The sequence below is a fragment of the Acinetobacter pittii genome (assembly GCF_022449185.1).
Classification (GTDB): Bacteria; Pseudomonadota; Gammaproteobacteria; order Pseudomonadales; family Moraxellaceae; genus Acinetobacter; species Acinetobacter pittii_I.
Genome location: NZ_JAKUKO010000004.1, coordinates 171330 through 197437, shown reverse-complemented (window position 1 = coordinate 197437; position 26108 = coordinate 171330). Strand labels below are relative to the sequence as shown.

Sequence of the window (26108 nt, the reverse complement as noted above, 5' to 3'; positions counted from 1 at the left end):
CATTTTTATTATTATCGATTTAAGAGAACCTGTTGCTGCACAATTTGACCGCTATGTTCGCCTTGCTGGGTCTTTTCCAACCAAATCCATTCATTATTGGTCATTCTTAAAAAATTCGAACAACGTGTTCCATATACTGGGCTTTGAATAAAAGTCGATGATAATAACTCTTCCATTTCTGGTTGAATGCCCGTATTTGGCAACAATGCTGTGGTGACCTTACGCTCATCTTCTAAAATATCCCACGCTGCATGTTGCAAGCTTAACTCTTCTGTTTTGTGCTGATGCATAGGCAAAAACTCTTGCGTAAAACGGGTTCGTAAATGTTTGGTTTTTTCCCAGTGATCGGACATCAAACCATTTGAAACCACATAAACGCCGTTGGCTAATACTTGAGGAGCTTCCCCGCGGTTACTCATATAGACTGCCTGATCCACATTTCCCATAAACAGGTTAAACCCAGCAAAGTTCTGTTGCTGTTGTTCTAATTGCTGAGCAAAGCGAATTGGCAATAAATCAGACTCTAAAAAAGCTTGAACTAAATGACCGCGAGAAGTTTGGTATTGTTTCTTATCATATCCATCACGAAAATTGGTTAACACAGCCCATCGACCTTGTGGTGTAACACCCATCCAAGTCCCACCCGACTGTAAATCTTGCCCCGCAATAATCGGGGTACCTTCCCATTGATGTAACAATGCAGTTGGTCGATGATAAAATTCATCCCGATTTGAAATAAGACACAAGGGCATATCATCCAGAACATGCCATGCTAAAGCCACAATACACATCGATTCTTGTTCCCTATGTTTACACATTGAATGTACAACATTTTTCACATCATTCCGCTACAATCTGTCAAAACGTAAGATCAAGGAGCAGCAATGCTGACCTATCCTAATATCGATCCGGTCGCAATACATCTAGGACCTCTTCAAGTCCATTGGTATGGACTCATGTATTTATTGGCATTTTTATGTGCTTGGGGACTTGCTTCCTACCGTGCCAAACAGCGTGATGGCTGGACATCGGACATGGTTTCCGATCTGGTGTTTTACGGCGCTTTAGGTGTTGTACTCGGCGGACGTATCGGCTATGTGCTTTTCTATGAGTTTGATAAATTCCTTGAAAATCCCATCTGGTTATTCCAAGTGTGGACAGGCGGTATGAGTTTCCATGGTGGCTTCTTAGGCGTCATGATTGCGATGTTATTTTGGTGTAAAAAATATCAAAAAACATGGTTCCAGACCCTCGATTTTATTGCCCCTTGTGTACCGACAGGCTTAATGTTCGGACGTATTGGTAACTTTATTGGCGGAGAGTTATACGGTCGTGCGGTCACTGATCCAAATTATCCATTTGGTATGATCTTCCCAACCGATCCATTACAATTGGTACGCCACCCTTCTCAAATCTACCAAGCGCTTTGCGAAGGGCTATTACTCTTTATTGTTTTGTGGTGGTTTAGTTCAAAACCTCGTCCACGTATGGCGGTTTCAGCGTTATTTTTAATGGGTTACGGCGTTGCACGTTTTGTAATGGAATTCTTCCGCCAACCCGATGCCGATCAAGGTTTCATTTTATTTGGCTGGATGACTAAAGGTCAGATCCTCACCGTTCCAATGCTACTCATTGGCCTTTGGATGATGTGGTATGCCTATCAAAAGAAAATTTATGACTGGGGCCCTCAAAAGAACAGTTAACATCTAAATCAGAGGAGTTTCGGCTCCTCTTTTTTATGCTACAGTTTTTATCTCCCAAGAAAGAAGATTCGCTATGCTGGAATTCTGGTTTAACACGCAAGTCCCAACTTTTAAAAAATTAATGATTTTAATTATTACCTTGTTGATCTGTATTGGGCTATATCAATACCAGCCATTGCCTTTAGATACCATTTTAATGTTTACGGGAACTGGCGTTATTTTTTTAATCTGCCGTTATTTTAAATTGCATTTTGCTCAAAGTAACCCAACCGGTTTGCTTTACCGCCTGCTGACTTGGATCCCTATCGCTCTTTTATTTGCACTTATTTTTGTTAAAACAATGCCAAACTTGCTGATCTGGGGTGTTCAAGGAATCGCTTTTATGGCGCTTGCAGCTTTTATCTTTTCCCCGCAATCACTTTTTAATAAATAGGCTCAATCTATGTTGGCTTATTGGTACAACGCACCGCGTCACATCAAACTTATCTTCATTATTGTTGTTTGTGTTGCAATTTATGCAGCCAATCAAGTCCAGCCTTTATCACCGACTTACACTGTTCTTAGCCTTGTGTTAGGTTTCGGACTTCATTTCGGGCAATATTTACAAACAAAAATTCCAGACCGTAGTTTATATAAATCTAACTTCCAGTTTCTGCTGAGAATTTATCCTTTCATTATTGTTGCTATTGTGGTGTGGATATTGCCACCTCAGCACAATTGGATCGTAATGATACAAGCTTTAGGCTTTGTACTGGTTGGATTTTTTCTTGTTTCGATTTATCAAAATCGTGCCAAGCGTTTTGACTAATTACATTCATCAAAATGCCATAGAACTAATTTTAGATTTTCATCTTGAGCGACAACAGGTATCATCTTTGAGTATTTATACATTTATGTATTTACACATTTATGTATTTATACATTTGAGTATTTATATATCATCTGACCTATCTTTCCCTTTTATTTGATGGAATTAATCCGAACTCGAGAGTGTTATGCGTGCATATTTAGACCTTCTACAACATATCCTTGATAATGGCGGTGACAAAGGCGACCGTACAGGCACAGGAACCCGTTCTGTATTTGGTCATCAAATGCGTTTTGATCTCTCTAAAGGTTTTCCTTTACTCACCACAAAAAAAGTTCACTTCCGTTCTATTGTGATTGAGTTACTTTGGTTTTTAAAAGGCGACACCAACGTACAATATCTAAAAGACAATAAAGTCACCATTTGGGACGAATGGGCAACCGCAGAACAAACAGCTCGTTTTGGCCGCCCAGAACATGAACTAGGCCCTGTTTATGGCCACCAATGGCGTAATTTCGGCGCGACTAAAAATGCTGACGGTACTTATAATCAAGATGGTTTTGACCAAATCAAATGGTTAATTAACGAAATTAAAACCAATCCAAATTCACGCCGTTTAATCGTTTCTGGTTGGAACCCAAATGAAGCTGGACAAGTTGCTTTGCCACCTTGTCACACACTCTTCCAATTTTTCGTACAAGACAATAAATTGTCATGCCAGCTTTATCAACGTAGTGCTGACGTGTTCTTAGGCGTACCCTTTAACATTGCGAGTTATGCTCTACTCACCCATATGATTGCTCAAGTGTGTGGTTTAGGTGTCGGTGATTTTGTGTGGACAGGTGGCGATACGCATCTTTATGCCAACCATTTTGAACAAGCTAAACTTCAATTGACACGTGAGCCTTTACCGCTATGCCAATTGAAACTAAATCCAGAAATAACTGACTTATTTGATTTCAAATTTGAAGATATTGAAATTGTAGGTTACGAATCACATCCGGCAATTAAAGCACCAGTTGCAGTATAACAACGGCTTAAATTTCATTAGATTACGGTTTAGAGAGCAAGATTATGGCATGGCAAAATGTAGAAGTTGTCCACGTTGTGGCAATGGACAAAAATCACTGTATTGGTAAAGGCAATGCGTTGCCCTGGCATATTTCTGCCGATTTAAAACACTTTAAAGAAATCACCCAAGGTGGTGTGGTCGTGATGGGCCGTAAAACTCTTGAGTCTATGGGCCGTGCTCTACCGAACCGTGTGAATTGGGTAATTACCCGTGACATTAACTGGCAATTTGACGGCGTTAAAGTTGCGTATTCAATTGAAGATGCTTTGAATGCAGCTTTAGAAGATGTAAAGAATACTGAAAAACAAGCACTGTTCATCATTGGTGGCGGTGAGATCTTCAAGCAAACATTGTCAATTGCAGACCGTCTTGAACTTACTCATGTTGACTTAGATGTGCAAGGTGATGCACATTATCCAACAATACCGAGTGAATTTCACAAAACTGCAAGTGAGCAGCAAGTTGATGAAAAATCAGGAACTTCATTCGAGTTTGCTACTTATAAAAAATAATTTTATGGATGCCTATGCACAATATCGGAACACGTGAATTTATTATCGCCCTCCTCTTCGGTGCTTTACATAGTCTATTCACGTTGTTTATTGTGCTTTCCAGCATTTGGCTATGTTTAGCTCTTTGGGTTCAACAACCTTTTGGTGTGTTAGGCAGCCGCATACTCATTGGTATCTGGATTGCTTTTGCTCTCAGTATGGCTGGCTTATATGTTGAAGGTCATCTTGTTAGCAGACGTACAGACATCCTGATTTACCTTTTAGCTTTTGCCTGCTCTCTTGTTTGGTATTTTTCGATTACTGCACGTCAAGACCGAGACTGGAATCCTGAAGTTGCCAATATGCTCAGTTATGAAAAGCATGGCGATGTAGTCACTTTGCACAATGTCCGTAACTTCAACTGGCATCCTGATGGCACCTATGATGTTCGCTGGGAAACTCGAACTTTTGACCTCAACCAGTTAAATGGAATAAACATCATTGCCTCTTACTGGATGGGGCCACAAATTGCTCATACACTGGTAAGCTTCGAATTTAAGAATCAGCAACCTTTAGTCTTCTCAATCGAGATTCGTAAAGAAAAAACTGAAGAGTTTTCGGCAATTGGCGGATTTTTTAGAAAATATGAACTGAGTTTAATTGCATCTGATGAAAAAGATATCGTCTACACGCGTAGCAATATCCGTAAAGAGCAAGTTTATAATTTTCCAGTTAATATGCCCCATGCTGAACAAAAGGCTTTATTTTTAGAATATCTTAAAAAATCAGATGAGTTGCGTACAAAACCAGAGTGGTACAATACCCTTACGAGTAACTGTACAACCTTAATTTTTGATATGGTTCAAGCAATTAACCCATATCAGCTTCCTAAAGATTATCGTCTAATCGCTTCAGGTTACTTACCTAATTATTTATATGATCTTAAAGCACTTAATCAAAATGTCAGTTTAAAACAGTGGTATCAAATTGCACATATCAATCCACGTACTGAAAATTTTGAACAGCTTTCAGATCAGAGTAGTGAACACTTCTCTCAAATAGTTCGACAAGGTTTACCTAAAGCTAAATGAAATAAGTAATGCACTTTTCTTTACTTTTTTATACACGCTTTTCTTTGTAATCTAAATAGATAAACCCTATTGTAATAGATAGGAAATAGAGGGAAAAACAATGCAACAGGCATTATTTGGCGGCGGCTGTTTTTGGTGCGTCGAAGCTGTATTTTTACAAATACGTGGTGTAGAAAAAGTAACTAGTGGTTATGCAGGTGGACACACCACTAACCCTACCTACGAGCAAGTATGTCAAGGAGACACCCAGCACGCTGAGGTGATCTTAGTCGACTTTGATGAACAGCAAGTAACTTACTCCCAGTTACTCGACGTGTTCTTTGCAACGCATGACCCAACAACTTTAAACCGCCAAGGTAATGATATTGGTACTCAATACCGTTCTGTTATTTACTATTATAACGAAGAACAAAAACAGGCTGCCGAACACACGATTCAAACGCTAAAAAATGACGATCTTGATATTGTGACTGAGCTGTCTCCTGTTCCGACATTCTATCCAGCAGAAGAATATCATCAGAATTACTATGCAAAGAATCCTTCACAAGGTTATTGCAACTTTGCGATTCCACCAAAGCTGCTCAAGCTATATAGTAAATTCCAGCATCTGATGAAAGATCAGTAAGTCAGAGCAATAAAAAAGCAACCAGTTTGGTTGCTTTTTTATTGAGTAAACTAAATTTTAGTTTTCACTTACAAAGGCAATATCGCTCAGTCCGGCTTCACTGGCGCGAGACATTACCTGAGCAACAGTATCGTACTTCGACTCTTTATCAGCACGAAGTTGAACTGTTGGTTTAACATCGCCTTGACCTGCTTCTTGAAAACGTTTTTGAAGCTCATCTAGGCTAATTACTTGAGTATCCCAAGCCACTTCACCATTTGCATTGATACTAATCGTAATTGCTTTTGGTGGTGGATCAATAATTTCAGCAGTTGTTTTAGGAAGCGTTAATGGAATCGATGGGTTGGCAACTGTTGCTGTGACCAAAAAGATGATCATTAACACCAACATAATGTCGATTAGCGGAATGAGATTCATCTCATTCATGCCACTATCGTGGTCTTCACCCAATTGAAAAGCCATTAAGCTTGACCTCCAACGTAACTTTGCTGTGCAGTTTTAACATCAGACTTTACAGTTGAGTCTTGCTGCAACATTGTGTCAATTAACAAGCTGTGCGCTTGGTCTTGTAAGTCGTGAGCAAGACCACGGTTTGCACGTACACAAATGTTATAAGCTAATACCGCTGGAATCGCAACTGCAAGACCAAGACCCGTCATAATCAGTGCTTCACCTACAGGTGTAGCCACTTGAGCCAAACCTGCTTGTCCGCTTTTACCTACGGCAACCAGCGCATGGAAAATACCCCAAACCGTACCAAACAAACCTACGAATGGTGCAATTGAAGCAATCGTTCCTAAAACAGAAATACCTTTATCAGCATTGGCTTTTTCAGCAGAAATCTGACGAAGTAATGCCTGCTCTGCAACCGCTTTACGCTGTTCAAAACTCAACGGTTGTAACTTTGCTTTTAGCGAAGTAATAGCCTGAGAAAGTTGAGCATAAGCTTGTTGTTTTAGCTGGCGAGTCCCCATCAAACGTAAGATGAAAACTGTCCAGGTAGCAATCGACATTGCCAATAAGATGAAATACAGGGTTTTACTCACTGCATCTGCATGTTGCCAATAGATTGAAAAGTTCATATTGAACTCCTGATTAAGGTTAGCCGTTGGGACTCAAATTCATTTAAGGGGTTAAATCAAAGGGTTGCTCTGCTTTAATTGGATAAGCAACACCATTTTCCATATAAGGTTTAAATTTCGCACCGCGAACAGCACGTACAACTTTGTCATCTAGACTTGAAATACCACTACTTCTAGTCACTCGTACATTAATAATTTTGCCTTTCTCATCGGCTTCAATAAGTACCATGACAGAGCGTGCTTCGCCTTGTAAATCTTTTGAAGAAACTGTTAAACGTGGTGAGCGGCTCCACTGTACACCCGAACCACCAATTGAAACGCGTTTCGGTGATGGATCTGGGGCAGGTTGAGCTTTAGGCGCTTCTTGTACCACTGGTTTTGGTTTTTCAATAACTTTTTCAGTAACAGTTGTTGTTACCACTTTGGTTTCAACTTTAGGTTCTGTCTTTACTGTTTCTTTTGGTGTTTCAGCCTTTTTCACCTGTTGAATTTTTTCCACTTTTTTAGGTGGTGTCACAGGCTTTTCAACAACTTTAACTTCTTTTACCTCTTTTTTAGGTTCCGGCTTTTTAGGCGGTTCCTTTGGCTTAGGAGGTAGTGGTTTTGGTTGCTCTTGAATTTTTACGAAACGTACCTGTAAAGGCTTCTTCTCGATTGGCTTTAATTCAGCAGGCTTAATATGGCTGACCGCCCATAAGACCCCGATATGACCAATTGCAACCGCAATTAGTGCCGTGATGACTTTCTTTTTCATCGGATTGGGAGAGTTTAAGGCTGCGGAAGATTGACTCATAAGAATCTAATTACCTAATGGATGATGATTTCAGATTTCTATTTGTAGAAACGATTTCAAACATCGGATAGAACAATAAAGTGCCACAATAATAAATGAGAAGTGTTTTCATTTGCAACTATTTTTTGAGAAAAACATTTGCTCAATATCACTAATTTGTATCAGTTGAGTGTCTTTGCTTTTGTTTTCTCATAGTTACATGAACGCGTATCTCTTGTTCACAAAGTGTTTAATCTAACTTATATAGTTAGGCTAATTTCACTATGAAGAGATCAAATCTTACCATAAAATCATTCAATATTGTTACGTTATATCATTTCAATAATTTTTTTGATATAAAAAAACACGCATGAAGCGTGCTTCTTTAAAATAAGCGCTATTTAAAAAACAACCGTCTTATTACCATCAACAATAATACGGTCTTCTAAATGCCATTTTACTGCGCGAGCCAATACATTACGCTCAACATCTTCACCTAGCTCACGTAATTGCTCAACATTATAGTCATGGCTTACACGCTCAACGTCCTGCTCAATAATTGGGCCTTGGTCTAGATCAGCCGTCACATAGTGAGCTGTCGCACCAATCAACTTCACACCTTTTTCATAAGCTTGCTTATAAGGATTTGCCCCAACAAAAGCTGGCAAGAAAGAATGGTGGATATTGATGATTTTCATTTCCCATTTCGCAACAAAATCTTCGCTTAAAATCTGCATGTAGCGTGCAAGAACTAATAAGTCATTGCCCTGCATCATTTCATCAATTTGTGCATAAGCTTCAGCTTTATTGTCTTTAGTTACTTTAATTACAGTAAATGGAATACCGAAGTTCTCAACAGATTCACGTAAATCTTCGTGGTTAGAAATCACGTGTGTAATTTCACAAGGTAACGACCCACGTGCATGACGCCACAATAACTCAAGTAAAGCATGATCGACTTTAGAAACTAAAATACCAACCTTTTTAATTTCATTTACGAAAGCAAGACGCCATTGCATGCTATAACGCTCAGCAACGTTGGCAGCAAATGTTTGAATTAATGCATCTTTACGTGACTGTAAATGGTCAAGTTCAAACTCAACACGCATGAAATAACGCCCACCCTGAGCTTCCGTCGCATACTGATCAAGCGCGGTAATGTTTGCACCTTGGTGGTACAAAAAGCTCGATACAGCCTGTACGATCCCAGGCTTGTCTTCACAAGTAATCAGTAAACGGGCTGTATTGGCAGTGGTCATATTCATTTGGTTAATATCACTTAATTGAGTCAAATTTTTAATAAGCCGAGTATTCTAGCGCTCTAAATAAGCAAGTACAACTATTCATCTTTTAACGACGACAAGCTGGCGAATAGATCAGAAGGCCCCAGTGAATCAAGCAACTGCTCGTAAGTTGCTCGGCTTTCCCCCATAAGATAAGGGCCTTCAAGGAAAACCATTTGACGTAATGCCTGCCAAACCCATTTTTCTTCTAAGTGGTTATTGTCACTAATGTGACCAGACATATATAAAAAGTTTGTCCAGTTTGTTAATACAATCCATAAGTTAATAATGAGCGCTTCAATTTCAGATGGTGTCATTTTCATAAGGCCGGCATCGACAAAGGCTTGATAAATCTTTTGCCCCTGTTGCATGACCTGTCCCGCAAAACGAGGATAAATCTTTTTAAAGTCTTCGTTACTTTCAACTAAATGATAGACATCACGATGGATAAAACGGTAACTCCAAAGTTGACCACTTAATACCTGAAAATAGTTGATTTTATCATTGGTCGTTAATGGTCTGTCTTCAGGTAACGAAAGCATTTCCAAAGTCTCAACCTGATATTGGTACATTAATTCTTTAATAATTTCATGCTTATTCCGGAAATGGTAATACAAGTTTCCAGGGCTAATACCTAACTCCGCAGCAATATGATTGGTTGTAACCGACCGTTCACCTCGCTCGTTAAAAAGCTGCAAACTGATTTGTAAAATCCGGTCTTTTGTCTTCAGAGCTTTAGGTAGAGACATTTTAATAACCTTTAATAATTCACATGGTTAAGACTTAAACACATAAACCGACTTGACTATTTAGAGTATTTACTCTAAAAAATAAGTATATCAGTATATTTGGTAAGTACCGATGAACAGTCAAACAAAAACAAATCCAGAGACTCAGCTTCCTTATGATGTTAAGCATTTACATGACTTGCTTGAACAACAAAAGCTCGCTTATTTACGTCATCCGGTACCCACTGCTAAAGAGCGTATTGATCGTTTAGCTCGTCTTAAAAGAGTCTTGGTAAAATATCAAGATCAGATTGCCGAAGCAATTAACCTTGATTATGGCAATCGTGCAGTTATGGAAACAAAAATTGGTGAACTACTCACGAGTTTGGAACAAATCAAGTATTACAGTAAACATCTGACTGCATGGATGAAACCATCAAAACGCCACATCAGTGTATTACATCAGCCAGCAAAAGGTTGGGTACAATATCAGCCTATGGGTGTGATTGGTATTATTACACCATGGAATTATCCATTATTACTTTCGGTTGGACCTCTGATCTGTGCATTAGCTGCGGGCAATCATGCAATGATCAAAATTTCTAGTGCCTCTCCAAATTTTGGAAGAGTCCTTGAAAGTGCATTGGCAGAAGCATTCCCACAAGAATTAGTTGCTGTGGTAAATGGTGGTGGCGTTATTTCAGATGCGTTTAGTCATTTGCCTTTTGACAAAATGATTTTCACAGGCTCAACTTCTGTTGGTAAAACAGTGATGGCAGCCGCAGCTCAAAACCTAGTTCCAGTAATTCTCGAGTTAGGCGGAAAGTCTCCTGCCCTTGTGCATGCATCTATGGATATGAAAGATGTTGCCCAACGTATTGCTGTAGGTAAATTGTGGAATGCAGGACAAACTTGTGTTGCACCAGATCATATTTTCTTACCACGAGGCAAAACTGCCGAGTTCATCGAAAACTTTAAATTGATTGTGGCAGGAATGTATCCTCATTTCAGAAACAACCAAGACTACACTTCTATTATTAATGATAAACAGTACAACCGCATTCAGGGTTATCTCGAAAATGCCCGTGATCAAGGCGCACGTATTGTTGAAATTAATCCGCAAAATGAAATTTTAGATGATGTCCGCAAAATTGCACCGACTTTAGTCACTGGCGTGACGACCGCAATGGATATTATGCAAAATGAAATCTTCGGGCCTATTCTACCGATTTTAGAATATGACCAAATAGAAGAAGTCATCGAATTCATTAATAGTCGTCCACGTCCTTTAGCGATGTATTATTTTGACTATGATCAAGCGCGTGCTGACTATATTGCACAGCACACCCATTCAGGGCATTTCGGAATTAACATGGTGATTACCCATGTTGCACAAGATGATTTACCGTTTGGCGGAATTGGCGCATCAGGTATGGGTAAATATCACGGACCAGAGGGCTTTTTTAGCCTTTCTCATGAGCGTTCGGTGATGTCAAATCCAAAACTTTATAGCCTTAAATATATTCTTCCACCGTTCAATAAGCCGATTCATCGATTCATTTCGAAAACCTTGTTGCGCTAACTGATCAAGGCATGATCTGTTATACTAAATCATGCCTCGTTTTTACCAATTTCGCTTGTCTTTTAATCGTATTTTTGGTATAAAACGCCCCTTGAATGAATTCATCCGTTTACATTTAGTATGACTGGCCACAGATTTGCTGTTGGCTGAATCAATGGAGTTACACCATGTCTAAGGTTTGCCAAGTTACCGGCAAGCGTCCAGTCGTTGGTAACAACGTCTCACACGCCAACAACAAAACCAAGCGCCGGTTCGAGCCGAACCTGCACCACCACCGTTTCTGGTTAGAAAGCGAAAAACGTTTTGTACGTCTTCGTTTAACCACTAAAGGTATGCGTATTATTGACAAATTGGGTATCGAAAAGGTTGTTGCAGACCTTCGTGCTCAAGGTCAAAAGATCTAAGGAGTCTGAGCAATGCGTGATAAGATTCGCCTCGTTTCTTCAGCTGGTACAGGTTACTTCTATACCACGACTAAAAACAAACGTACTATGCCGGAAAAAATGGAAATCAAAAAATTTGATCCAAAAATCCGTCAACACGTGATTTTCAAAGAAGCTAAAATCAAATAATTTTAGCCTCGAAAAAAACGACTTCTTTATGAAGTCGTTTTTTTTTGCATTTTTTTTATATCTGCCTTTTTGTTAAACTTTCTCTACATTCCGCCTTGGCATTTTTTATGCTTGTTTTTAGCCTAACTCACGTAAAAGGAGTTTTTAGTGCCGCATGACGTAGATTTAATTATTTTACTTGCTGTTGGTTTCGGCGTTGCCCTCATTTTTGGCTATTTTGCAGCCCGATTACGACTCCCTCCTCTTATCGGCTATTTAATTGCCGGAATTATTATTAGTCCCAATACACCTGGTATCGTTGCAGACATTCACCTTGCCAACCAGCTTGCAGAACTCGGGGTCATGTTCTTAATGTTCGGTGTAGGGATGCACTTTTCATTAAAAGACTTATTACTGGTTCGTCGTATTGCCTTGCCTGGCGCAATTTTACAAATCGCCGTTGCAACCTTACTTGGTATTGGCGTTTCAATGCTATGGGGATGGAGTTTCGGGTCTGCACTCGTTTTCGGCTTAAGTCTATCGTGTGCGAGTACAGTTGTATTATTAAAAGCATTAGGAGACCGAGGTCTTTTAGACTCAGTTAACGGCAAAATTGCTGTGGGTTGGTTGTTAGTCGAAGACTTAGTGATGGTACTGGTTTTAGTACTTCTTCCGGCTACAGCTGTTTTACTCGGTGGAAAAGCACCAGCAGGTGCAGATGGTAATATCTGGTTAACCCTCGGAGTGACTCTACTTAAAGTTGTTGGCTTTATTGCTTTTATGCTGATTGTAGGCAAACGCGTTGTACCTATTATTATGCAATTTGTTGCTCGTTTAGGATCAAGAGAGCTATTTACGCTGACTGTCGTCGCTGCTGCTGTTTCGATTGCTTACGGTTCTTATGCCATCTTTGGGGTTTCAATGGCTTTAGGTGCATTCTTTGCGGGTATGGTCGTTAAAGAATCAGACTTTAGCCATCGTGCAGAAGAAGAGACTCTCCCACTACGTGAAATTTTCTCGATTTTATTTTTCGTTTCTGTGGGTATGCTGTTTGATCCACATATTCTTGTGGAGAGTCCGCTCCATATTTTAGCTGTTATCGCGATTATTATGGTGGGTAAGACACTCGCTGCAATGGCACTGGTTTTATTCTTCCGCTATCCAATCAATACAGCTTTAACAGTCGGGGCAAGCCTTGCACAGATTGGTGAGTTTTCATTTATTTTGGCGACCTTGGGTGTTTCTTTAGGCCTATTAAGCTTAGAAGCTCAAAATCTGATTCTAGCTGGCGCTTTATTTTCAATTACACTTAACTCTTTCATCTTCTCAGCCATTGAGCCTGTACAACGCTGGATTCGTGAACGCTCTCACTTAGCTCGACTGCTTGAACGTAGTGGTGACCCATTAGCAATGTTACCCGATGAAGTTGATCAAGCTTACTTACGTGATCAGGTCGTGATTGTGGGATATGGCGGTGTAGGACGACGCATTACTGAAAATTTAATTAATGAGAATATTAAGGTCGTTATTGCTGAAGAGAATCGTGAAATCGTAGAAAAACTACGTAACGCAAATATTGCTGCTGTGAGTGGTGTTGCTACTGAACCGAGTGTTTTAATTCAAGCACATATCATGCATGCACGACTCTTGGTAATCTCACCTATGGATATTTTAGATATTCACCGTATCGTGACCATTGCCAAGCAATTAAATCCTCAGATTCAGGTGTTAATTTGCGCAGAAAGCAAAGAAGAAGCAGCAGTTATCCGTGACGAAAATATTGGCGAAGTGTTCTATGCAAAAGAAGAAATGGCAAAGAATATGAGCCATCACATCTTAAATCAGATCGAGCTTGCTCATCAGTCAACGATTCATTAACCCATATAAAAAGCGTACTCAAGAGTACGCTTTTTTTAACTCAAGAATTTAGGCTGTTCGTCTAATACCTCAGCCTGCCACTCGTTTACCTGCTTTTCCAGCAGTCCAAACAATGCAGCCTGAATCATATGCTGAGCAACAACTGGAGTCTGCTCACCCAAGATTGCTTTGACTTCATCGCTAAATTGAATTTTAACCAAGGGTTCATTCTCAGAACCTGCATTACGCAAGGCGAGTTCACCACCTTCGAGTTGAACTAATTCCAACACTGCTTCTTGATTTCCAAATAACTCTTTCAATTGCTGTATAGACATATACTTCCTCCATGTTTCAACATGGTGGCAAAGCACCCTTGCACTTTGCATCTCTTGTCTTATTTATATAGGCACACCTAGTCGAAATTTCAAGCATCTAGGCAGTTTAATTTTAGAACTCGACCATTTCGTTACGAAAACCATCAATTAAATGACTTAATTCTCGGTGCCATTCACGCAAGATTTTAACATCTGGCAACCAAGACTGAGGCCCTTGTGTCACTTTAATAATGAGGTTAGAAGAAGTTTCTTCTTCTGGAGTCGGTTCTTTGGGTTCTGGGGCGTATTGGCACATACGATAAGCTCGTTTTAACTCTGCAACAAAACCATCTTTTGCCAATTGCTGCAAAACGGACACTTCAGGAGAAACCTGCCCTTTTGCCGCCATATGTTCCTCTATAGATTTTAAGGTGGGTTGCAAATCATTTAAACGGTAATAACGTACCAATTCTTGTAAGAACGCTAACATTGCGCCATGTAAATGAAATACAGCTGCTTCACGGTAAGCTTGTACCTGCTGCACATGATCGGTCTGCTCTGCCTGTTGACACGCTAGACGTGCAAAATAGAGCTTCTGATTGGTACGATCGGCATGATAACGAGCAACACGTGACATAACTAAACTTTCCTGTTCTAAAATCGCCATTGCAATAGCTATTCTTAGCTTAACGACTCCATTGATAAAATCAACGTTATTTATGGTAAATCCAGCTCAACTTGATAAATTTTACGTTTAGCTAAAACTTTCACTGGCTGTTTTATAGGACGAACATTACTTAAGACCCAAGCAAAATAGCCTTCACTCCAAGCAGATGCACAGGCTAAATTGACCTCATCATTTCGCCAAATATGAACAGAGTCGACATCAACTAAAGCGACAGCAACTCCCTCCTCTTCATCAGTATCTTTAACCAGAAAGTTCCGGTTTTCGACAATTAATAGATCTTTCACTGGCAACTGCGTAGGTACCCATGAACGCACTTCAAGTGTTTTTATACCTTCAGCAATACGAGTACCATTCGGCGTTACAATCGAGAGAGCTAAAAATTGTCTTTTCATCAGAAAAACTTATTCTTCGGCTGCTTTAACTCGAATTCCATAGCCTTTTACTTTAAGCGTATTTAAGCCTTTAATTGCCTTAATCGCTTCACGGGGATTAGGCATTTCAACAAAACCAAAGCCCTTCGATTTACCTGTATCTTTATCAGTCACCAGAACACATGTATCAACTTTACCATATGCCTTGAATAACTCTAAAACTTCAGCTTCACTTACAGCACGATCTAAATTACGAACTAATATCTTCATTTTCTAACCTTAATTGGCAATAAAAGGGAGGGCCAATATACATTTAAGTAATCACAGCGTCTTATACAGTAGTTTAGTCCAGATCGATACCAAAACCTAAATTTACTGCAGGAGATCTGTTCCATTGTTTTTTAGTAAATTGCTGAGGTACTTGCCTATGAATTTTTGCTTGAACCAAGTGTGCAGGCAGATCATTTAAGAAATAACTCTCAATTTTACGACCTTGCTCATCATAGGTGTCTTGCGACCACGTATTAAGATTTTGCTTCGTCAAGATTAATTCATTTTCAGCACGCGTTAAGGCGACATACAGCACACGGCGCTCTTCCTCAACATCATCAAAATCACCCTGTGCTCTTGCATAAGGATATTGATTTGGTGATACGTGAGGTACATAACAAACTTTCTGTTCGGCACCCTTAGCTGAATGAATCGTAATTAAAGTTACCAAATCTTGATCAGCAGCTTTTTCAATTTCAGAAACTGAAATCGGTTCAAGCACATATTCTTCAAGGAATTCACCTAACGACGCATGTTTGCGTGCAAGTTGCTTAACCAAATCAAAGTCTTTTAAACGACGCGACCAATCTTTAGTTTTATAATTTTGCTCTAGCTGTTCACCTAAAGCATCGAGAGCCAAACCAATACTTGCCTCGACATGCTGCTGTAATACATCTAGCTGTTTTAAAATTAAAATCGCTTGTAGAGGTACCTTGCCATGGCGTTCAAGTCGCTGACAGCGCTCCTCGACATCAACAATTCCCATCAGCTCTTGGGCTAACTTACTAGCACCAACATCACCGATCCCATCCCACAAGGTTAGAAAGCGCATCCAAGCCAAATCATCGTGAGGGTTACTCACAATACGTAGCAGGCTCAGTACATCCTTTACATGGGCCGACTCAAGAAGCTTTACCCCACCAATAAAACGATAAGGTATTTCAGCAGCAATAAAAGCCCCTTCTAGATATCGGGCACTATAACCAGAACGTACTAACACCATATGGTCATGCCAGTTTGCACCTTGCTGATGGCGCGTTATTAAATCTTGTGCAATCCAGTTTGCTTCTTCAAACTCATTACCAAACAAATGTAGCTGTGGCTTTTGCCCTTGGCCACGATGTGCTTGTAGCTGTTTTTGATAATCAATTGGGCTATGTGCCAACAACCAATTTGATAAATCTAGAATTTCTTGAGTCGAGCGATAATTTAAAGCGAGTGTAAGTACTTCTGCATCGGGTATTCGTTCTTTAAAAGAATGAATATTTTCAAAGTCTGCGCCACGAAAGCCATAAATGGACTGAGCGTCATCACCCACGCAAAATAACTTCACTTTACCAATTAAGGGCTGCAACAAAGCCCATTGCAAAGGGTTTGTATCTTGCATTTCATCAACTAGCAATGCCTGACAAAAGCCTGCCACCCAATTGGTCAACGCTTCTGAGTTTTGTAAATGAACAGCCACAATCGACAAGATATCGTCGTAATCTAAAAAATTACGCTCTCTTTTACGTTGCTCATAAGTTTTCATCAACTCAGCAATTTGTGCCTTGTGCTCATAGGCTTCTGGAAGTTGCTTAAGCAGTGCTTCAGAAAGCTTGGTTTGAGTATTTCTTGCATAGGAATATAAATCACACAGCTCTGCCGCTTTAGGTAAAACATTATCTTTGTCTTTACCTCTTAATAAACGGAACATCAGTAACTGATCATCGCGATCAATAATACTAAATTGATTTAAGCCAAAAGCTTGTGGATTACGGCGCAGTAAATACATACAAAAAGTATGAAAAGTCGAAGCTCTTAGGCCCTTTGCCTGTGCTCCTACATGCTGCTCTACCCTTGCAACAATTTCACTCGCAGCACGTCGAGTAAACGTTAAAATCTGAATTTGGTTTGCTGGTAAGCCTTGATCAATTAAATAGGCAGCACGGGCAACAATCGTCTTAGTCTTGCCACAGCCAGCACCTGCTAAAACTAAACAGTTCTGCGCAGACGTCGTGGCTGCTTTTTTTTGCTGAGCATTTAGTTCATTAATTAATTTTGCAAGACTCATAACACATATCGCTAAAACACCAAGACATAGTTTAACAGACCCAAACACTGATGCGTCTGCCCGTCCTAAAAACAAAAAGAGCACCTAAAGTGCTCTTTGATTCAACAATATTATTTAAGATACTGTTTTTGAACTAGATGGCAGATGCTTAATCGCAGAAGCCAAACCTAGAAAATTAATTCCTTGGAATAAGATATCTATGGCAAGGAACATGCCTAACACCCAAAAAGGTGAATCTTTAGAAACCAAGATCAAAATACCTGTAGCGAGTGTTAATAATCCTGAAAATAAGGTCCAACCCCATCCAGTAATTGGTTTAAGTAAAATCGCGTTTACTGTACGTATAGTCCCAGCGATGATAAGTGCAATCGATAGTAAGCTTGTTAAAACTACCGCTGTTTTTACAGGAGTAGAAAAAGCGTAATAACCCGCTATTAAATAAAGTACACCAAACAGTGCCCATAACCATCGGCTTGCGCCTTTAAAAACACTAATAGCCGCAACAAGATGTAAAACACCTCCGACCATCATGAGTATTCCAAATAAAAAAACGACAGAAAAGGTCGCAAATGGTAATGAACTAAACAAAATCAGACCAAAGCCAATAAGCACAAAGCCTAATATCAAATACCACTTACGATCAGCATGTAACTGATTGCGCACCAAATCATTACCGACAGTTTTCATCATGGCCACTCTTATTATCAGGTATTAGAATTTCATCTACCTAATAATAGTGATCCACTTCACATTTTTTGTCTGTATAAAATCTGCATCGTTTCTTATCAATTAATGTGGATAAAGCAGTATTTATCCACAATTTTATTTCACCCAACCAATTTCTTGAGCTGTAGGTAAACCTATTATTGTTTCATGTAAACCATTCGGCATTTTACTGCTCTGCTCAGATAAGGGCGTTTGCCCCCCCATGATTTCAGCCGCTGTTTGCGGATATAAAGGCACTTTCTCAGGGTACGCATAACCTAGAGGATAAAGCGGTTGACCAGTTTTTAAATCATATTTGTCTTGTGCCCCAAAGCCATGTAATAGCTCATGAACAATCACGATCTGATTTTGAGAAGCTTGTGTGTTGGTCGCAAATAAATTCACACTACCAATACGACCTTTTTCCAAAGCAGTCGAATGGATCAAAACTTTTTGATAATGGGGATCGTAATAATTTAAATAAAGTTTAAGTGATGCCCCATTATCTTCAGATTGTTGATGTCGCCATGCATAAAAACGGAACTTTAAACTCCACCACATCACATGAAAGATATTGGCATTTTGAGGAACCTCAGGAGGTCGTTGCTGTAATGGCTGACCTAAACGAATTACAAAGTTTCCTGATTGACCACGGTAATGCTGCGACCATTCTCCCAAATAATTTCTTATTCTCTCAAAATCAGTGTATTTTAACTGATGGATATAGCTCTGAGTTGTCTGCAAACCATCTGCATTAATAGGATGTAAAACGACAACAATAGGTTGATTCCAGTCTTGGTTTTGATCTCGCCATGCCTGAACAGCAACAATCAATAAAATAATTAACAAACATAAAACCCGAATGTTTTTCCACATTCTTTTTCCCCATAAAACTAAAATTTTCTTTTATTGTTTTAGATATAAAAAATGCTAGCTGAGCTAGCATTTTTTATTGTGGACTTAATTAGCCTTCAACCCATTTACCATCTTGGTAAACTAAGCTCCATTTGGTTTGTTTGCCTTCTGGAGTTTCCGAGCCTACATATTGTGATTGATTCTTACGACTGAATTTCACAACTGTCGGATTACCTTCAGGGTCTACATCTGGCGCTTGTAAAATAAATTGATATTTAGGATCAAGCTGAGCAGCAACACTACGCAATTCCGCAACTTTTGGCGCACGTGTTTCACGAATTTTCGGGAATTTACTTGCGGCCAAAAACAGACCAGCAGCACCATCGCGCAACACGAAATAGTCATCATGCTTTGTTGAGCGCAAATGTTCCATCTTGATCGGTTCAACCCGTGGAGGTGCAGGCTGACCGCTTTTCAAGACCTTACGAGTATTGTCACAGCTTGTACAAGCGAAATACGGACCAAAACGGCCAGTCTTAAGCTGCATTTCACCATCACATTTATCACACGGAATGGTTGGTCCATCGTAGCCTTTAATCTTGAACTCGCCTTCTTCAAGCTCAAAACCGTCACAATCAGGGTTGTTACCACATACATGTAGTTTACGACCACCATCAATTACATAGCTGTCCATGGCTGTGCCACATTTTGCACAACGATGTTTTGACATCAAGTCTGCGGTTTCAGCACCATCATCATCAGAAAGAGCAGCTAAGGACTCAACAGGTGTTAAGTTCAAAGTACCTTTACAACGCTCTTTAGGCGGCAAGTTATAGCCAGAACATCCTAAGAATACACCTGTTGTACCTGTACGAATCTGCATTGGACGTGAACATTCAGGACAATGTACTGCTGGTACTTCAACTGGTTGGTTACGGCGCATTCCGTGCTCGCCCTGAGCATTGGTAAGACGTTTCTTGAAATCACCATAGAAAGTATCAAGTAACTCTTTCCAGTTACGCTCACCTGTTGCAACTTTATCGAGCTGCCCCTCAAGGTCTGCTGTAAATGCATAGTTCATCAAGTTATTGAAACTTTCATCAAGACGATCCGTGACAATTTCACCCATTTTTTCGGCGAAAAGACGACGGTTTTCTAACTTAACGTAGCCACGTTCTTGAATCGTAGAAATAATCGCTGCATAAGTCGAAGGACGACCAATACTACGTTTTTCGAGCTCTTTAACCAAAGAAGCTTCAGTAAAACGTGCAGGTGGTTTAGTAAAGTGCTGACTTGGGTCTAACTTCTCTAATTTTAAAATTTCGCCTACTTTAATTGCAGGCAAAATAATATCGTCATCAGACTTGTTAGCACCACGCACTCGTGTAAAACCATCAAATACAAGCGTACGGCCTTTTGCCTTCAATTCAACATTTGCAGCTTCAACCGTTAAAGTTGAAGATAAATATTCTGCTGGAGTCATTTGACATGCAACAAACTGACGCCAAATCAAATCATATAAACGTTGAGCATCACGCTCTACACCCGCAAGCTGATCACCTGTAAGCGCAACATTAGAAGGACGAATTGCTTCATGTGCTTCTTGAGCACCCGCTTTGTTACCATAGCGGTTTGGCTTTGCCGGTAAATATTTCTCACCAAATTGGCTTTCAATATGGGCACGTACCATGCTTACTGCATCATCACTCAAGAACGTTGAGTCAGTACGCATATAGGTAATAAAACCTGCTTCATATAAACGCTGCGCCAGCATCATAGTTTTCTTTACAGAAAAACCTAAACGTGTACTTGCAGCCTGTTGAAGCGTTGAAGTGATATAGGGTGCACTTGGATTTACCTTAGTCGGTTTATCTTCACGCTGTGCAACTTTATATTCAGCACCTTTTAAAATGTCTAATAGAGCATCGGTTTCAGCTTTATTTTTCAGTTTAAGCGTTTTACCTGCTTGTCTAACTGCTTCAAGACGGATGTCATCTTTTTTTGCTTGGGTATCTGCAAAAACTTGCCAATATTCTTCTGGAATAAAAGCACGAATTTCACGTTCACGTTCCACAACAAGCTTTACAGCAACTGACTGTACGCGACCTGCCGATAAACCACGGGCAATCTTTTCCCAAAGTAATGGCGAAACCATGAAACCCACTACGCGGTCTAAGAAACGGCGTGCTTGCTGAGCATTAACTCGGTTTAAATCTAGGCGCGTAGGTTGTTTAAATGCTTCTTGAATGGCATTTTTAGTAATTTCGTTAAATACCACGCGATGATAACGACTGTCATCACCCCCAATAACTTCTCTTAGGTGCCAAGCAATGGCTTCCCCTTCTCTATCCAAGTCCGTTGCGAGATAGATTGCATCGGCATCTTTGGCGAGTTTTTTTAGTTCAGCAACAACATTTTCCTTACCTGGCAGAACTTCGTAATGAGCTTCCCAACCATGTTCAGGATCAACCCCCATACGATTAACTAAAGCCTGACTGGCTTTTTGTTCTTTTTCTGCTTCAGTGAGTTTCGTCCGGGCAGCCGGCTTTTTCTCAGTTGATTTACTGCCACCTGTTGGCAAATCACGCACGTGACCTACAGAAGACTTTACAATGTATTGCGAACCCAGATATTTATTGATGGTTTTCGCTTTGGCAGGCGACTCCACAATCACTAAGGCACGTTTATGTGCAGCAGGTGCAGTAGATGCTGTGCTTTGAGATGCAGAGCGCGAGGTATTCGCCATATAAAATGTTATTCCTATACCAATAAATTTAAAAATCAGGCTTTAGCCAAGTTCAACAGATAAGCCTTCATCTCATCTAATTGTGTTGCTCTCAGGTCTGATTCCTCATCCCAATAAAGCCCTACACAGTTTGCCTGCATATCAATAGCATAAATCCCTTTTAATGCAATGGGAGAATCATTAAATTTCTCATCACCTTGAACCACTTTTAATTTGCCGTCTATAACGCGAGCACGCATTAAAGATAAACGGGCATCGGGAATCAATACACTATAATAAGCAACCATGCTGGCACGCTTTTCAGTCGCCATTGGGACATGTGTCCATTCAGGTGCAACGATTACACGCGGGTGTAAACCCATTTTACGCGCTTTATCACGCATAATACCAAGTGCCTTTTCACGTGGGCTCACTCTTAAACCAAAAATGGAGCCTAGTACGAAAAGAACAATGATAACGGTAACCCAAATTCCCATATTGTCCATAGCAAAACCTATTAATCTCTTTTATTAGAGTTGCATAAGCTGACCAGAAAACGCAAGTTTCATCATAAAAATAATGCCCGATACAGGGGCAAGCTTAAAAATAGCCAGATTTCACAGTGCAAATTGCGATGAGCTGACACAAATATCTTTAAGGATTCGGATGGCCATCAACAAGTGTCAGCTTTCCAAACTGGTCAATATGAGCATCCCCCCACTGTTTTAAAGCAAACAGAATTTTCTCAAGACTTTGTCCCAAATCAGTCAGGCAGTATTCTACTTTAGGTGGTACCTGAGGATAGACTTCTCTATGAATAATTCCATCTTGTTCCAATTCACGTAGCTGATTTGTCAGCATTCTTTGGGTAATACTCGGAACACGCTTTCGAATTTCGTTAAACCTCAAGGTGCCTTCATTAAATAAATGCCAAAGAATGACGCATTTCCATTTTCCATCAATCAAGCTAATCGCTGCCTCCACTGAACAACCCGGAGAGCAATCAAAACTTGAGTGTCTTGCTTTTGCCATTTTACAGTATCCTTTTTGACACTATGAGCGTTATTTGTCTGTAGTCACTTATTTTAAGCTTACGTTATGATCAAACTCTCAACAAGAGGAATGATAATTATGAAAGCTGTGGCATATCAAAAAGCAGGTCCCATTACGTCACCAGAAGCACTCGTTGATATTGAACTCGACACTCCCGTTGCAGAAGGCCATGATTTACTTGTTCGTGTTCAGGCAATTTCAGTTAATCCGGTTGATACAAAAATTCGAAAGAATGTAAGCCCTGAGAATAATCAGTGGAAAACGCTTGGCTGGGACGCTGTAGGTGTAGTTGAAGCGATTGGAGATAAAGTTACTCAATTTAAGATTGGCGATATTGTTTGGTATGCAGGTGCTCTTAATCGTCAAGGTAGTAATAGCGAATTACAACTCGTTGATGAACGCATCGTTGGCCATAAACCAAAAACTTTAGAAGCAACCGAGGCGGCAGCTCTCCCTTTAACTGCAATCACAGCTTGGGAGATGTTATTTGATCGCCTGCAAGTTCCAAAGAAAGCGCCAGAAAACACAACAATATTAGTGATTGGTGGAGCTGGCGGCGTTGGCTCAATCACCATTCAACTTCTTAAACAGCTGACAAACCTAACAATTATTGCAACAGCTTCACGAGCAGAAACTCAAGACTGGGTTAAGCAACTTGGAGCAGATTATGTGTTAGATCATCGTCAACCTTTAGCAGCCCAAATCAAGCAATTAGGTTTAACTGCACCTTTATATGTGTTCTCGACTACTCAAACAGATCAGCATTTAGCAGATATTGTCGAGTTGATTGCACCGCAAGGCCGTTTTGGACTTATTGATGATCCTGAACAGTTAGATATCAAACCGTTTAAAATCAAGTCTGTATCTGTGCATTGGGAATTTATGTTTACACGTTCAATGTTCCAGACCGAAGATATGGCAAAACAAAGTGAACTATTAAATGAAGTCAGCAAGCTGGTGGATGAAGGAAAAATCAAAACAACTGTGACTGAAGTTATAAGTCCAATTAATGCTGAAAATTTAAAACGAGTTCATCAGCAAATTGAAAGTGGGACAACAAAGGGGAAGATTGTCTTACAAGGTTTTTAAGTAGAATTGACAATATTCCTAAATAAAAAGGCAAGTATCGAACTTGCCTTTTTATTAATAGTGAGGAGGTTTATTCGTTAATGGATCAAAAGGGGCAATACCTTCTGATAAATCCGACGATTCCACACGTTGATAAAGAAATTGCATTTGTTTTTTCAAATCAGCTATTTCTTGAGTTTGAATAGCGAGTTGTTGATTTAATTGTTCAACTAAATCATCCAAAAATGTAATTCGCACTTGCAAATCTTCAATGGGTGCGGAAAATGACGCTTGATCATCATGATATGGTGGTTTAGTCATTTAAATCCTCATTTGAGATTCTGGAAAACATTATGGCCTATATTACCCTAAGGGATGTCCAACTTGCTTTTGGCGGACCTGCCCTGCTCGATGGCGCGAACTTTAATCTAGAACGTGGCGAACGAGTCTGTTTAATTGGTCGTAATGGTGAAGGTAAGTCTACTTTACTTAAACTGATCGAGGGAAGCCTATTACCAGATTCTGGTGAAGTTTCTATTCAAAATGGTTTAACTGTTTCAATGTTAGCCCAAGACGTTCCAATGGATTCAGGTAAGGTTGCTGACATTGTAGCTGATGGCGCAGGCGAAGCTGCCGAAGTACTCAGAGCTTATCATGAAGCAACTGATGCTTGTATGCTGGGAGATATGGAAGCTTGTGACCGTATGGGCAACCTACAGCATAAGCTCGACCAACTCGACGGCTGGGCACTCGAAAACAAGGTCAATGCCCTGTTAAGTAAAATGGGACTCGATCCAAATGCAGATTTGGCAGATCTTTCAGGTGGACGTAAACGCCGTGTTTTACTTGCTCGTGCTCTTTTAACACAACCAGACGTATTACTTCTAGACGAACCGACCAACCATCTAGATGTTGAAAGTATTGAGTGGCTAGAAAAATTCCTACTCGATCAAAATAATTTAACGCTTCTATTTATTTCGCATGACCGTTCTTTTGTAGACAGTATTGCGACTCGAATTGTTGAACTTGATCGCGGCATTTTACGCGGCTACGAAGGCAACTATTCACGCTATTTAGAGCTTAAAGCTCAGCAAATGGAAGCAGAAGAGAAACAAAATGCTTTATTTGATAAAAAATTAGCTGAAGAAGAGGCTTGGATTCGCCAAGGGATTAAAGCTCGTCGTACGCGTAATGAAGGTCGTGTTCGTGCCTTAAAAGCGTTACGTGAAGAATCGAAAGCTCGCCGTTCACAACAAGGCAAAGTGAGTATGGCGACTCAAGAAGCAAATCGCTCTGGTAAATTAGTATTTGATATCGAGCACTTAAGCGTATCTTATGACGAAAAACCACTGATTAAAGATTTCTCTACATTAGTCATGCGTGGTGACCGTATTGGCCTAGTCGGCGATAACGGTGTTGGTAAAACGACTTTAATTAAAGCCATTTTAGGTGAAATCGAGCACGGTGGTTCTGTTAAGACAGGTACACAGTTAGAAGTTGCTTATTTTGATCAATTACGTAATGCCTTAGACCTTGAAAAGACAGTGATGGCAAACGTTTCAGAAGGTTCTGACTTTGTTGATGTAAATGGTAACCGCCGTCATATCTATAGCTATTTACAAGATTTCTTGTTTTCACCTGAACGTGCACGTACACCAGTAAAAGCCCTTTCTGGCGGTGAGCGTAACCGTATTTTGCTTGCTAAATTATTGCTTAAACCATCGAACCTAATTGTGATGGACGAACCAACCAATGACTTGGATATGGTGACTCTTGAGCTACTTGAAGAGATGCTTTCTGAATACAAAGGTACCCTATTACTCATTTCGCATGACCGTGCATTTATGGACAACGTTGTAACATCGACTTGGGTCTTTGATGGTAAAGGCAATATTGCAGAGTACATTGGTGGCTACCAAGACTATTTGCTGCAGCGTCCAGATGATAAAGTTGTAGACCAAAAGTCTGACGTTAAAAAAGCTCAGGCAAAAGCCGAAGCTGAAAAAGCCGCAGCACAAAGTAACGTTAAAAAAGTCAAACTAAGCTATAAAGACCAACGTGAACTTGAACAACTTCCTGCTGAAATCGAGAAACTGGAAGTTGAACAAGCAGAGCTTTCTGACAAGCTGGCAGATGGTTCGTGGTTTGTAAGTAATGCCGATGAAGCAACTAAAGCAAGTCAGCGTCTCGCAGAAATTGAAGAGGTATTACTTGAAAAATTAGAACGTTGGGATGAACTTGAACAAATGAGCAAAGGAAATTAATTCGCGTTCTTTCCTACAATTTAAATAACAAAAAAGCCTCCTTAAATTAAGGGGGCTTTTTTAGAATATATAAATTTTAAAAGCACAAAAATCTATA

30 protein-coding genes are annotated in these 26108 nt (G+C 40.0%); 13 read left to right on the top strand and 17 right to left on the bottom strand.

Features of this window, described 5'->3' with window-relative positions:
* Positions 1-11: 11 nt before the first annotated feature.
* Complete coding sequence (locus MKX14_RS11265; protein ID WP_240282515.1) at positions 12-791, bottom strand: NRDE family protein; 780 nt, start codon at positions 789-791, stop codon at positions 12-14.
* Positions 792-884: 93 nt separating this feature from the next.
* Here MKX14_RS11265 and lgt point away from each other — a divergent pair, with 93 nt between their 5' ends.
* From lgt to msrA, 7 genes are all read left to right on the top strand, one after another.
* Entirely contained in the window at positions 885-1703 is an 819-nt protein-coding gene (lgt, locus tag MKX14_RS11260; protein WP_240282466.1) for a prolipoprotein diacylglyceryl transferase, read from the top strand.
* 73 nt (positions 1704-1776) lie between these two features.
* Positions 1777-2136 (top strand): hypothetical protein, encoded by a 360-nt coding sequence (locus tag MKX14_RS11255; RefSeq protein WP_240282465.1) that lies wholly within the window; start codon positions 1777-1779, stop codon positions 2134-2136.
* Positions 2137-2145: 9 nt separating this feature from the next.
* Positions 2146-2511: a hypothetical protein gene (locus MKX14_RS11250; protein ID WP_240282464.1), complete on the top strand. Its 366-nt coding sequence runs from the start codon at positions 2146-2148 to the stop codon at positions 2509-2511.
* Between the two features lie 187 nt (positions 2512-2698).
* Positions 2699-3541: a thymidylate synthase gene (gene thyA, locus MKX14_RS11245; protein WP_240282463.1), complete on the top strand. Its 843-nt coding sequence runs from the start codon at positions 2699-2701 to the stop codon at positions 3539-3541.
* Positions 3542-3585: 44 nt separating this feature from the next.
* Positions 3586-4095 carry a dihydrofolate reductase gene (gene folA, locus MKX14_RS11240; RefSeq protein WP_003654807.1) on the top strand — a complete coding sequence of 170 codons (510 nt, stop codon included), beginning with the start codon at positions 3586-3588 and terminating at the stop codon, positions 4093-4095.
* A 14-nt stretch (positions 4096-4109) separates the two neighbouring features.
* Positions 4110-5165 carry a DUF4105 domain-containing protein gene (locus tag MKX14_RS11235; RefSeq protein ID WP_240282462.1) on the top strand — a complete coding sequence of 352 codons (1056 nt, stop codon included), beginning with the start codon at positions 4110-4112 and terminating at the stop codon, positions 5163-5165.
* A 100-nt stretch (positions 5166-5265) separates the two neighbouring features.
* Positions 5266-5790, top strand: a complete 525-nt coding sequence (msrA, locus tag MKX14_RS11230; RefSeq protein ID WP_002114706.1) for a peptide-methionine (S)-S-oxide reductase MsrA — start codon at positions 5266-5268, stop codon at positions 5788-5790.
* Between the two features lie 57 nt (positions 5791-5847).
* Here the strand turns inward: msrA and MKX14_RS11225 are convergent, their stop codons facing one another.
* From MKX14_RS11225 to MKX14_RS11205, 5 genes are all read right to left on the bottom strand, one after another.
* Positions 5848-6252: an ExbD/TolR family protein gene (locus MKX14_RS11225; protein ID WP_000885432.1), complete on the bottom strand. Its 405-nt coding sequence runs from the start codon at positions 6250-6252 to the stop codon at positions 5848-5850.
* Positions 6252-6872 (bottom strand): MotA/TolQ/ExbB proton channel family protein, encoded by a 621-nt coding sequence (exbB, locus tag MKX14_RS11220; protein ID WP_001011664.1) that lies wholly within the window; start codon positions 6870-6872, stop codon positions 6252-6254. The genes MKX14_RS11225 and exbB overlap by 1 nt, the downstream gene beginning before the upstream one ends.
* A gap of 43 nt (positions 6873-6915) precedes the next feature.
* Positions 6916-7665, bottom strand: coding sequence for an energy transducer TonB (locus tag MKX14_RS11215; RefSeq protein WP_002114938.1), 750 nt, complete (start codon positions 7663-7665; stop codon positions 6916-6918).
* A gap of 380 nt (positions 7666-8045) precedes the next feature.
* Positions 8046-8909: a formyltetrahydrofolate deformylase gene (gene purU, locus MKX14_RS11210; RefSeq protein WP_240282461.1), complete on the bottom strand. Its 864-nt coding sequence runs from the start codon at positions 8907-8909 to the stop codon at positions 8046-8048.
* 74 nt (positions 8910-8983) lie between these two features.
* Positions 8984-9676, bottom strand: coding sequence for a TetR/AcrR family transcriptional regulator (locus MKX14_RS11205; RefSeq protein WP_002114968.1), 693 nt, complete (start codon positions 9674-9676; stop codon positions 8984-8986).
* 112 nt (positions 9677-9788) lie between these two features.
* On the opposite strand from MKX14_RS11205, the gene calB reads away from it, so the two are divergent.
* The 4 genes from calB to ybaL all read left to right on the top strand — a co-directional run bounded on the left by calB (position 9789) and on the right by ybaL (position 13666).
* Complete coding sequence (calB, locus tag MKX14_RS11200; RefSeq protein WP_002115149.1) at positions 9789-11237, top strand: coniferyl aldehyde dehydrogenase; 1449 nt, start codon at positions 9789-9791, stop codon at positions 11235-11237.
* Between the two features lie 167 nt (positions 11238-11404).
* Complete coding sequence (gene rpmB, locus MKX14_RS11195; protein ID WP_000048256.1) at positions 11405-11641, top strand: 50S ribosomal protein L28; 237 nt, start codon at positions 11405-11407, stop codon at positions 11639-11641.
* A gap of 12 nt (positions 11642-11653) precedes the next feature.
* Positions 11654-11809: a 50S ribosomal protein L33 gene (gene rpmG, locus MKX14_RS11190; RefSeq protein ID WP_001205031.1), complete on the top strand. Its 156-nt coding sequence runs from the start codon at positions 11654-11656 to the stop codon at positions 11807-11809.
* 147 nt (positions 11810-11956) lie between these two features.
* The gene (gene ybaL / locus MKX14_RS11185; protein WP_240282460.1) at positions 11957-13666 is read left to right on the top strand and encodes a cation:proton antiporter; all 1710 of its coding nucleotides are present in this window, start codon (positions 11957-11959) and stop codon (positions 13664-13666) included.
* A 35-nt stretch (positions 13667-13701) separates the two neighbouring features.
* Here the strand turns inward: ybaL and MKX14_RS11180 are convergent, their stop codons facing one another.
* The 10 genes from MKX14_RS11180 to MKX14_RS11135 form a co-directional block, all read right to left on the bottom strand.
* A complete protein-coding gene (locus MKX14_RS11180) occupies positions 13702-13980 on the bottom strand; it encodes a hypothetical protein (RefSeq protein ID WP_002114792.1) in 279 nt (92 codons plus the stop codon).
* A gap of 112 nt (positions 13981-14092) precedes the next feature.
* On the bottom strand, positions 14093-14596 hold the full coding sequence (locus tag MKX14_RS11175; protein WP_005066079.1) for a DUF6586 family protein: 504 nt from the start codon (positions 14594-14596) through the stop codon (positions 14093-14095).
* 80 nt (positions 14597-14676) lie between these two features.
* Complete coding sequence (locus MKX14_RS11170) at positions 14677-15039, bottom strand: ASCH domain-containing protein (protein ID WP_240282459.1); 363 nt, start codon at positions 15037-15039, stop codon at positions 14677-14679.
* A gap of 9 nt (positions 15040-15048) precedes the next feature.
* On the bottom strand, positions 15049-15288 hold the full coding sequence (gene rbpD, locus MKX14_RS11165) for an RNA recognition motif domain-containing protein (protein ID WP_002115113.1): 240 nt from the start codon (positions 15286-15288) through the stop codon (positions 15049-15051).
* Between the two features lie 73 nt (positions 15289-15361).
* Entirely contained in the window at positions 15362-17341 is a 1980-nt protein-coding gene (gene pcrA, locus MKX14_RS11160) for an ATP-dependent helicase (protein WP_240282458.1), read from the bottom strand.
* A gap of 114 nt (positions 17342-17455) precedes the next feature.
* On the bottom strand, positions 17456-18037 hold the full coding sequence (locus tag MKX14_RS11155) for an HdeD family acid-resistance protein (protein WP_240282457.1): 582 nt from the start codon (positions 18035-18037) through the stop codon (positions 17456-17458).
* Positions 18038-18163: 126 nt separating this feature from the next.
* A complete protein-coding gene (locus tag MKX14_RS11150; protein ID WP_240282456.1) occupies positions 18164-18922 on the bottom strand; it encodes a hypothetical protein in 759 nt (252 codons plus the stop codon).
* 88 nt (positions 18923-19010) lie between these two features.
* Positions 19011-21647 carry a type I DNA topoisomerase gene (gene topA / locus MKX14_RS11145; RefSeq protein ID WP_240282455.1) on the bottom strand — a complete coding sequence of 879 codons (2637 nt, stop codon included), beginning with the start codon at positions 21645-21647 and terminating at the stop codon, positions 19011-19013.
* A 35-nt stretch (positions 21648-21682) separates the two neighbouring features.
* Entirely contained in the window at positions 21683-22132 is a 450-nt protein-coding gene (locus MKX14_RS11140; protein ID WP_004842579.1) for a hypothetical protein, read from the bottom strand.
* 148 nt (positions 22133-22280) lie between these two features.
* A complete protein-coding gene (locus tag MKX14_RS11135) occupies positions 22281-22658 on the bottom strand; it encodes a winged helix-turn-helix transcriptional regulator (RefSeq protein ID WP_032035382.1) in 378 nt (125 codons plus the stop codon).
* A 99-nt stretch (positions 22659-22757) separates the two neighbouring features.
* Between MKX14_RS11135 and MKX14_RS11130 the strand changes: the two genes are divergently transcribed.
* Complete coding sequence (locus MKX14_RS11130) at positions 22758-23768, top strand: zinc-binding alcohol dehydrogenase family protein (RefSeq protein ID WP_240282454.1); 1011 nt, start codon at positions 22758-22760, stop codon at positions 23766-23768.
* A gap of 54 nt (positions 23769-23822) precedes the next feature.
* On the opposite strand, the gene MKX14_RS11125 is transcribed toward MKX14_RS11130, so the two are convergent.
* Positions 23823-24068: a SlyX family protein gene (locus MKX14_RS11125; protein WP_002115104.1), complete on the bottom strand. Its 246-nt coding sequence runs from the start codon at positions 24066-24068 to the stop codon at positions 23823-23825.
* Positions 24069-24100: 32 nt separating this feature from the next.
* On the opposite strand from MKX14_RS11125, the gene uup reads away from it, so the two are divergent.
* The gene (uup, locus tag MKX14_RS11120) at positions 24101-26011 is read left to right on the top strand and encodes an ATP-binding cassette domain-containing protein (RefSeq protein WP_240282453.1); all 1911 of its coding nucleotides are present in this window, start codon (positions 24101-24103) and stop codon (positions 26009-26011) included.
* The last annotated feature ends 97 nt before the right edge of the window (positions 26012-26108 follow it).